At 71.7% G+C, this 9184-nt stretch carries 7 protein-coding genes; 5 read left to right on the plus strand and 2 right to left on the minus strand.

The features are described from left to right. Nucleotides 1–203: 203 nt before the first annotated feature. Nucleotides 204–1076 (minus strand): peptide deformylase, encoded by an 873-nt coding sequence (locus tag ACIG36_RS31310; protein ID WP_399935264.1) that lies wholly within the window; start codon nt 1074–1076, stop codon nt 204–206. Nucleotides 1077–1243: 167 nt separating this feature from the next. On the opposite strand from ACIG36_RS31310, the gene ACIG36_RS31315 reads away from it, so the two are divergent. From ACIG36_RS31315 to ACIG36_RS31335, 5 genes are read left to right on the plus strand one after another with little or no spacing between them, the layout of a single operon-like run. Further along, nucleotides 1244–2398: a glycosyltransferase gene (locus ACIG36_RS31315; RefSeq protein WP_399935267.1), complete on the plus strand. Its 1155-nt coding sequence runs from the start codon at nt 1244–1246 to the stop codon at nt 2396–2398. A gap of 39 nt (nt 2399–2437) precedes the next feature. Then, nucleotides 2438–3100 (plus strand): hypothetical protein, encoded by a 663-nt coding sequence (locus ACIG36_RS31320; protein ID WP_399935270.1) that lies wholly within the window; start codon nt 2438–2440, stop codon nt 3098–3100. Continuing rightward, nucleotides 3097–4326, plus strand: a complete 1230-nt coding sequence (locus ACIG36_RS31325; RefSeq protein WP_399935273.1) for a hypothetical protein — start codon at nt 3097–3099, stop codon at nt 4324–4326. The genes ACIG36_RS31320 and ACIG36_RS31325 overlap by 4 nt, the downstream gene beginning before the upstream one ends. Continuing rightward, entirely contained in the window at nt 4323–5189 is an 867-nt protein-coding gene (locus ACIG36_RS31330; protein WP_399935275.1) for a hypothetical protein, read from the plus strand. The genes ACIG36_RS31325 and ACIG36_RS31330 overlap by 4 nt, the downstream gene beginning before the upstream one ends. A 57-nt stretch (nt 5190–5246) precedes the next feature. Then, nucleotides 5247–5777 carry an AAA family ATPase gene (locus tag ACIG36_RS31335; RefSeq protein WP_399935278.1) on the plus strand — a complete coding sequence of 177 codons (531 nt, stop codon included), beginning with the start codon at nt 5247–5249 and terminating at the stop codon, nt 5775–5777. A gap of 302 nt (nt 5778–6079) precedes the next feature. Here the strand turns inward: ACIG36_RS31335 and ACIG36_RS31340 are convergent, their stop codons facing one another. Beyond that, nucleotides 6080–8635, minus strand: coding sequence for a Helicase associated domain protein (locus tag ACIG36_RS31340; protein WP_399935281.1), 2556 nt, complete (start codon nt 8633–8635; stop codon nt 6080–6082). Between the last annotated feature and the right edge of the window lie 549 nt (nt 8636–9184).

The following is a 9184-nucleotide window of genomic DNA, read 5'->3' on the forward strand; positions in this document are numbered from 1 at the left end:
CAGCCCCGGCACCGGCGGCCGACTTGGGTGCCCGGACGCTGTCCACACGCCGTCCGGGGTCCACTGCTGGCATGAGCGATCAGAGCAGCAGCTGGCCCCGCGTCGTGGCAAGGTCCTGGACGTCCTCACACGGGCGGAGCGGAAGATGTTCACCGGGCCGCGCCGAAATCTGCTCGGTAGGGGACAGGGAACGGGCGACGGGGCTATTGGCCGTAGGCCCAGGCTCGGCCGGTCTGCCGGTACTCCTCCACCGGGATCGGCTCGACACCGGGCCGCATGCGGGCGGTGTAGAGAAGTCCGTCGAGGTGGTCGATCTCGTGTGCGATGAGCCGGGCGAGGCCGCGCTCGTACACCGTGGTCACCTCGGTGCCGTCCAGCTCGGTGGTCACCACCGTGATCACCAGCGGGCGAGGAACCATGCCGCGGACATCGAAGAACGACAGGCACCCCTCGAACTGCTCGTCCGTCTCCTCCGAGCGGTCGGTGACGCGCGGGTTGAGCAGGACGATCGCCGCGGCGGCGGAGTCGGCCGGCTGGACGACGGCCGCCGACCGGCCGATGCCGATCTGCGGCGCCGCGATGGTCAGCGGGTGCTGCCGGTAGTGCGCGTTGGACCGCTCGGGCTCACCTGGGTACCGGTCGACGCTGATGCGGATCAGGTAGCGGGTCACCGGCTCGGTGCCGGTGTTCCGCAAGCGCCTGCGCATCGTCAGGCGGTACAGGCGACCGTCGTAGTCGAGGCGGGCGGCGTCGTGCTCGACGACGAGCGCGGAGCCCGTCGCGTACGGCTGCTCGGCCGCCGCGCGTGGCGTCGGCGGCGCTGCCGTTCGGCCACCTCGGGCTTTGGCGGCCTCGTAGTCGCACCACCGTTTCCAGATGGCCTTGCCGGCGCCGAGGGCCTCGTCCGCGCGGCGGGCGAAGTCCTCGGTCGGCTTGTGCCGCCCGGACTCCACGTGGCTGACGTACGACGGGTCGAAGCCCATCGCGCTGGCCAGGGCCCGTTTCGACAGGCCCCTCACTTCGCGCCAGTAGGCGGTCTCGGCCGAGAACGCTTCGGCCGCCTGTTCCGTGGTCATCGCATCGTGCTGTTCTCCCATCAAGGCCCCCGCCCGGCTGGCTTGTGATGACGAACGTGAGTGAACCGTGAGTGAGGCCAGTTCACCATCCCGTCACCGTCCCCGGTCCCGGTTTTCTTCCCTTCAACCGGCCCGGACGACCCGGGCCCAGGCGGAGGGAGACCGCCGTGCGGCTGCTGTACCTGCTGAACATCTCCAACCCCGGACGGCTCTCGGCCGACTCCGGCTTCACCTTCGCCGACCTCCTCACCCCGGCCCTCGCCGACGCCGGGGTGGACGTGACGGTGGCCGCTCCGGCCCCCGCCGGGGATGTCCGGGTGGGATTCGCGCCGACGGCCTCGCCGTCCACGAAGTACCGGGCCCGCCTCGACCCCGGCCTCGACGCCCTCGTGGCCCTCATCCGCCGGACACGGCCGGAGGTGATGGTGGCCAACCAGGTCGAGGCTGCCCCCGCGATCCGCGCCGCCCTCCTCGAAGCCGGAGCCGACGCGCGGATTGCCGGGTACTGCCACTACCTGCCGTTCTCCTTCACCGACGACGGCGACCTGAACCTCGACCCGTCGCTCAATGACGGCGGCCTGGGGCGGCCGGTGCTGCTGGCCTTCGCCGCAGGCCTCGCCGCCTGTGACCGGGTCCTGGTGCACTCCGCCACGGCCGCAGCCTGGACCACGGCGGCCGCCGACCGCATGGGAGTCGAGCTCTCCGAGAAGCTGCACGTCGTGCCCGCCCCGCGCGACGAGCGCCTGGTCCGCGACCCCGCCGATGTCTCCCCGCCGGACGGCCGCGCGACGGGCGTCTACAACCACCGCCTCTACGCGCACTACGGCACCGCCCGCCTCACCACTCTCGCCCGGCACCTGGTCACCGAGGCGCCGGTGGAGCTGACGGTGATGGACCTGTTCGGCACCCGGAGCCCCGAGCGTGTCCGCCTCGACCCGAGCCCCGAACGCCACCGCGACGAGCTTGCCGCCCTCGACGGCGTCACGGTCGCCTCCGACCGTGGCGACCGCGTGCGCTACCGGGACCTGCTGGCCGGCGCCCACTTCGGCGTCGCGCCGTTCCGGCCGGGCTGCCCGTGGTCGATGTCGGTGGTGGACTGCCAGGGGATGGGCCTGCCGGTCATCGCCCCGCGCACCGGGTGGCTGGCCGAGCACATCGACGACGACCTGCTCTTCGACACCGACGACGAGGCCGTCCGGATCGCGGCCCGGCTGGCCACCGACGCGGAGTTCTACCGGGTGCACGCCAAGCGCGCCCACGCCTCCACAACTGATTTCGCCCCGGCTGCCGTGGCCGCCCGCTACCTGGAGGCGATCGCGTGAACAGGTTTCGACGCGGTCCTGCTGTCCTTCGATGAACCGATGGCGAACGCTCTGCACCGCCGTCTGGGCCGGGTGCTGGGCGGCACGGTCAAGCGCCTGCACGGGGTGCGGGGCATGCGCCGGGCCTACCGGCTGACGGCCGGGCTGGTGGACACCGAGCAGTTCTTCCTCGCGGACGGCGACTTCTCCATCGACACCCGCTTCCCCGCCGCCGGCGTCGAGCCGCTGGGCGACGGGATCTCGATGCGGGTGTGGCGGGCGGTCAACCCGGTCAACGGGCTGACCTACGGCTACGGCGGTTTGAAGCTCATCCGGCGGTCCGCACTGCGGGAGATGGGCGAGGCCGTCGACGTCCTCGCCGCGCTCCCGGGCAGGGCCGAGTTCTGCCAGGACACCGCGGGGACGACCCGGTTCAACCAGAGCCCGTACCATGCGTGGAAGGCGGGGTTCCGGGAGTGCGCGATGCTCGCGCGCGGCAGCGAGTACGGCATGGCCGACGCTGACGCCCGTCATCGGATCGACGCCTGGACGAGCAGCCGCGAGGGTGATTTCGCCTCGTACGCGGCGGCCGGCGCCCGCGACGGCATCGCCTTCGCCCGCGACGCCGCCCGCGACCCGGCCCGCTTCGACCTGCTCAACGACCCAGCCTGGCTCCGGGACCACTTCACGGCCGGGCACGGCGAGCAGGCGGTCGCCGGATGACCGCCGACCGTCCGCTGGTGCTCATCGAGCCGGGTGCCCACCGGCTCGGCGGGCACCACCCGCGCACCCTTGCCGCGCTCGCCGCCGCCAGGCCCGGCAGCGTGGTCATCGCCCCGTACGGCGCCGCCGACCCCGGCCCGCTCCGCCAGGCCGGCGCCCGGCTCATCACCGGCGCCCGGGGACCAGCCACGGCGGTGCTGCTGGCCGCCGCCCAGTGGGCGACCGCCGTCTCGGCGGCCGGACAACGGCTGTTCGCCTCCCGGCGGTGGCCGCTCGCGCTGCGACGGGCCCCGCACCAGGTGACGCTGATCGCCCGGTGCCTGACCGAGGCCGCCTGCCTGCGGACCGCCCGGCGCCTCGTCCGGGAGCCGGGGGCGGTGGTGGTGCTCAGCGCGAGCGAGGCCCTGCACGGCGCCGCCGCCCTCCTCGGCGGACAGCCCCACCTGCGGTTCATTCACGAGGCCATCACCACCGAGGACGCGCTGGTGCGGCTCCTCGGGCGGCTCGCCCGCCGAGGCGAGCGGCGGGTGATCGCGCTGTACCCGACGGAGGACGTCCGGGACCAGTTCACCGACGCCTTCCCCGGCATGGACGGGAAGGCAAGGGCCTTCGCGGTCGACGACGGGAACCGCCTCACCGAGGCAGAGAGGGACGGCGCCCGCACCGCGTTCGGCATCCCCGCCGACGCCGCGGCGGTGTGCCTGGTCGGCGGCTGGTGGCCCTACAAGGACATCGCTACCATCGACGCCGCCCTCGCCCGCCTCACCACCCCGCTGCACCTGGTGGTCACCGGCACCCCCCTCGACGAGGAGACGCTGGCCCGCTGGCACCAGCTCCCGCAGATCCGCCTCCACACGGTGCCCGGACCGGTCGGCGAGCAGGCCCTCCGCCTCGTCTACGCCGCCGCCGACGCGGCCCTGGTCACCCGCCGCCCCGGGGTCGGCAAGGAGTCCGGGCTGGTCATGGACGCCGCCCGCCTCGGCGTCCCCCTTCTCGTCTCCGACCACGACCCTGCCCTCACCAGCCGACTCGCGGGGCAGCCGTGGGCCCGGCTCTTCCCGGCCGGCGACCCTGGCGCCATCGCCGCCATCCTCGACCATCTCCCCGCCGAGCCGCCTGAGCGTCCCGGGCCGGGGGCCCCGGCGGCGGTGGGGATGGCCACGGCTGCCGAGCAGGCCGCCTTCCTCACCACCACCTACACCCGCTTGACCGAGGAGCTGCGATGACGCCCGTCCCGCCCGTGCTGGTCGCGGTGATCGGCCCCGTGGAACCGGCCCTGCTGACCGCCTGGACCGCCCACTACCGCGCCCTCGGCATCACCGACTTCCGCCTCGCCTTCCACTTCCCCGACCACACCCCCACCCCCTGGCGAGACCAGCTGCTCGCCGCCGCCCACGAGCTCGGCGTCCCCCCGGCGACGGTCAGCACCGGGCCGTGGCACGAGCACACCAACACCCAGCTCCGCGACACTCTGCGCGAGCAGGCAGGGCCCGGCTGGCACCTGCTCGCCGACTCCGACGAGCTCCACACCTACCCCGCCCCGCTCACGGAGGTGATCGCCGAGGCCGAGGAGGCGGGGCGGCAGGTGGTGGGAGGGCTGATGCTCGACCGCGTCGCACCCGACGGCCGCCTGGCCCACTGGCGGCCGGAGACCGGGCTGGACCGCGCGTTCCCGCTCGGCGGACACCTCACCCACCGGCTCCTGCGCGGCGATCCCCGCAAGATCGTCCTCGCCCGCGCTGACGTCCCGGTGGCTTCCGGCAACCACCGGGCCCCCGGCCACAAGCCAGACCCGGACACCCTCGCCTGCGTGCACCACTTCAAATGGCGCGCGGGCGTCCTGGACGACCTCCGCCGCCGGGTGGAGAACTTCACCTCCGGCGCCTGGGCCGAGCACACCCCGGCCGTACGGGACGAGGCCGGGCGTCTGCTGGAGCACATCGGCCGGCACCACGGCCGGATCGATGTCGCCGACCCCCGCCTCGGCTTCCGCCGCGTCACCCTCGACGGACTGCCGACCGGGTGGGCGGCCGAGGCCCGCACCATCGTCACCCGCTGGCGCCCACCTGCCGCACACACCCGCCGGTAGGCGGCCCCGGTCGGCGAGAATGGAGACCAAGACCGGCCGAGAGGGAAGAAGGCGGACGTGACGGCACGCGAGCCGCTGGCGGTGCTGCTGGTGGGTATTACCGGCTCGGGCAAGACCATGCTCGCCCGCGCCCTCGCCGACCGGGGCATGGTCCGGCTGTCCGTGGACGAGGAGGTCCACCGCCTCCACGGCCGCTACGGCGTCGACTACCCCGAGGACACCTACTTCGAGCGCGAACGCCCCGTCGTCGAGGCGATCCGTCGCCGGCTCGCCGAGCACTTGGCGGCCGGGGACGATGTCGTCCTGGACCACGGCCTGTGGCTCCGCGAAGACCGCGACGCCTGGAAGAAGCTCGTGGAAGCCGCCGGAGGCCGGTGGCGGCTGGTCTACCTGCCGGTCGACCGGGAAGAGCTGCTGCGGCGCCTCGCGGCACGCAACCAGCGTGAAGACGCCAACGCCCTCGCCGTCAGCCCCGAGGCGCTGGACGACTTCTTCGCCCGCTTCGAGCCTCCAGCCCTCCAGGAACAGGCGATCATCCACACCGGCGACCCCGCCGAAACCTGCGCTGCCATCCTGGACGCCAGGTAGGAGCCAGAGCTGGAGGGGCAGCCCAGGGCATGGCCGGTCGAGTGCGCCGGTGCCGCCGGTGCCGGGAACCGGTCTGGGGCTGCCCGCCCGGACGCGCTCTACTGCGGCCTTACCTTGAGAGCACCACCCATACGAGGGGGGTCCCAGGTCCGGGACCTCGCTTGTCGACGTCGCCTGACTGAATCGGCTTCACAGAATTCGTGCCTGAACCCGATTTGCGTGTCGCCGACAGCTGCGACGGCCAGCGCAGCGTCGGCTGCTCCGTCACCGACGCTGCCTCCTGCCGGTGTTCTGGTCTTGACTCACCGCGTTCCCCTGCCCGTCGCGCCACCGGTCCAGCGCATGCCGAGTGCGTTGAGGTCTGTGCGGCGTTGTGCGGTGAGTTTGTCGGCGCGTTTGCGGATGTTGTCGAGGACCATGCCGAGCTTCACTGCCACACGCTCCTCAGCGCCGCCCTGAGGGCCTGTCGGCCTGCCTTCCGGCTCGAGGTGCTCGATGTGTTTTCTGGGGACGTTGAGGTGTCCTTCGCGTGCGTGGAACTGCCGTGCTGCCCGGAGGTTGAGGGCCCACTTGTCTTCCTGTGTACGTTTCACGGGCCGTTCGTGTTCTTCGGCCGGGGTGAGGCCGAGGACGTTCTCGAGCATCCACTGCTGGACCGGCAGCAAGTCGTCCCAGCCGAGGCGGGACGCTTGGGCCCAGCGGCCGAGGTCTTCGCCCTGCACGATCACCTCACCCGCAACCACCGGGACCTTCCCGCCGCTCTCGACGTGGTTCTGGGCGAGGCGGAAGCAGCGCTGCCATCCGGCGTCCCACACCGGGCACCACCCCGGGTCGATCTCCTCCAACGCCTCCCGCCGCGCCTGGGTGAGTGCCTTGGCGCCGGACCCGACAGGGAGGCCGGCCGCGCGCTGCTCCGCGATGCTGTCCGCGATCCGGGCTGCGGTCCGTTGGTTCTTCGCCCAGGCCCCGACCGGATACCCGTCCCAGACAGCGGTGGCGGGCGGCAGAAAGTGCCCGTGGACAGCAGCCCAGGCGCGGGCAGCGGTGAGTCCTTCCTCGAAGGCGACGTCCTGGTGGGACCAGATCATCCCGAGCCCGCCCAGCTCGGCGACCCGGTCCGGGGCCAGGCGCCCGGCCTTGTTGAAACGCCGCTGATCCGCAAGCCACGTGCCCAGCGGAAACCCCGCAGGCGACCACTCCGGCGGGGTGACGAAGTCGTACGGCACCCGCAACTGCTCGCCGCCGGTCTCCTTCACATACCGCACACACGCTTCGATCCCACGCCGCCAGAAGGCGTTCTCCGGCTCGATCACCCGCAGCTTCACGAACCGAGCCAGCAGCGCCGGATCCCGCGGCGTGCTGAACCTCAGCAGCTCCCGCGCGGACGCACTCGGACGCCGCTCACCCCCCGGCCGCTCCCGGCCGCCTTCGCGGACCCCGGCTTCCTCATCGGGCTCGTAACTCCCGCTGCGCACCCGCGGATCGGCGAGGGCTTCGATGGTGTCGGTGTCGTGGGCGCGGAGTGCTGCGAGGATCTTCGCGAGGGTGTTGTAGGCGGGAGAGGTCAGCATTTCGTCCGGGGTTTCACCAGGTGCGAGGAATACCGGGACGATCAGTGACGCGATTTTCCCTTCCCCGGGCTTCATACGGAGTGCGCGGCCGACCATCTGCACGATGTCGATCATTGATCCCCGGGCATCACAAAAGGCGACGGAGTCACAATTCGCCGTATCAACCCCTTCACCCAGTACTCTCACGGAGCTGAGAACGCGCAGCGCGGCCGGCCGCAGCCCGTCCTCGCCCTCGATGACGTCGGATGCGAACTCGTCCAGCACCGCCCGCCGGTGGCCGGGGGCGTGCTCGCCGCACAGCCAGCTGGCCCACACTCGCTCCGGCGCCGGGAACCGCTGCGAGTCGTCCTCCCAGAGCCGCTGCGCGACGTCGATGACGCCAGCGGCCATGGCCTCGGCCTCGGTGACCTTGCTGTGGAAGGCCAGGATCTTCCGCAGCCGCTCCTGCGCCGCCGCGGCCAGGATGCCGGTCTGCAATGCCGCGAGCCGCGCCCCGCGTACTTCGTCCGAGCCGGCACTGGCAGCCTGCTCGTGCGCCTGGTGGAGTTCGGGGTCGCTGATGTCGGCGCACACGACCTGGTAGGGCGCGACCAGGCCGCGGCTGATGGCGTCGGACAGGGTGAGCTTGAACGCCACCGGCCCGAACACAGTGGAGTCCGGGTCCATGCTTGCGATCAGCCGCGGCTCCTCCCCGTCACCGCGGGTGCCCTCGGCCGCTTCCCAGATTCTGGCCGTGGCGGTCATGTAGAGGCGGCGGGCCGCCGGGATCTTGGCCTGGTCGTGCACGGAGGCCCATGGCTTGCCCGCGTCTCCGCTGGTCCGGTGGGCCTCGTCCACGACCATCAGGTCCCACACACCCAGCCCCTGGGCGTGGGCGTGCTGGAGGATGCCGAGGCCGACGGCGGCGTAGGTGGCGAAGACCGTCACCTGCTCCAGCCCCTGCACCCAGGCCAAGAGTTCGGCTGGGTCCGTCGTACAGGGCATGCCACCGGAGTCGCTGGCGCGCAATGAGCACACCCCGAGCATCGCCCCCGTACGGCCATCCTCCCGCCAGGCAGCCGCGGTCTGCGTCAGTAGATCCAGAGTCGGGACCAGAACCAGCACTCGCCTCGCCCCCAGCTTCTGGGTGGCCTCGGCGGCGATCAGTGTCTTGCCCGAGCCGGTCGCGGCGATGACCTGGGTCCGCAGCCCCTCTGCCGGCATGTGCCCACCGGCGGGTGTCTGCAGAGCGCGGAGGACGGCATCGACTGCTTCCACCTGATGCGGAAACAGTTCTTTCCCTGACATACAGATTCCCCTTCTTAGCTCGTACCTGATGCTTTTGAACCCCCTGGAATCCGGCTCCTCTGGAAACCAGAGGGCTGGAAAATTGGCTCTCCGACCTCTCCCTGAACGGTATTCAGGATCTTGCTTGATACCCCGTCAAGGCCACCAGACTCCGTAGCGGGAGTACATCACCTAACCATAAAGTAGCGGGCCTGAAAAAATGACGCATCCGCTTCTATAAGTTCGAACCGTTCGTTTCTGCTATCGCGAACCCACGCCGTGGGCACTGCCCAACGCCCCCGCCCTTACACAGCGTCAACCCCAGGCCGCCACAAGCCTGCTGGATCCCCACCACTCGAACCCCTTACCCAGCCAGCCCCACGGAACGCGCGGAGCGTGTTCCGTCAGGCCGGATCGCGGAGCGATCCGAGCCCGAGGCCAACGGAGTTGGCCTCCCGGGCCACGGAGTGGACCGGATTTCCCGGGACGGAGTCCCGGAATACCGCACGGAGTGCGGTGCTGTTCCGCCGCGTAGCGGCGGCGCGTCGTGTCTGCGGAGCAGACCGCGCG

It is taken from the genome of Streptomyces sp. NPDC053048 (assembly GCF_044547045.1).
GTDB lineage: Bacteria > Actinomycetota > Actinomycetes > Streptomycetales > Streptomycetaceae > Streptomyces.

Bases quoted from the DNA above. Each gene is read 5' to 3' on its own strand.
- ACIG36_RS31310 (WP_399935264.1), bottom strand. From the start codon at position 1,076: ATGACCACGGAACAGGCGGCCGAAGCGTTCTCGGCCGAGACCGCCTAC.
- ACIG36_RS31325 (WP_399935273.1), top strand. From the start codon at position 3,097: ATGACCGCCGACCGTCCGCTGGTGCTCATCGAGCCGGGTGCCCACCGG.
- ACIG36_RS31320 (WP_399935270.1), top strand. From the start codon at position 2,438: ATGGCGAACGCTCTGCACCGCCGTCTGGGCCGGGTGCTGGGCGGCACG.
- ACIG36_RS31340 (WP_399935281.1), bottom strand. From the start codon at position 8,635: ATGTCAGGGAAAGAACTGTTTCCGCATCAGGTGGAAGCAGTCGATGCC.
- ACIG36_RS31330 (WP_399935275.1), top strand. From the start codon at position 4,323: ATGACGCCCGTCCCGCCCGTGCTGGTCGCGGTGATCGGCCCCGTGGAA.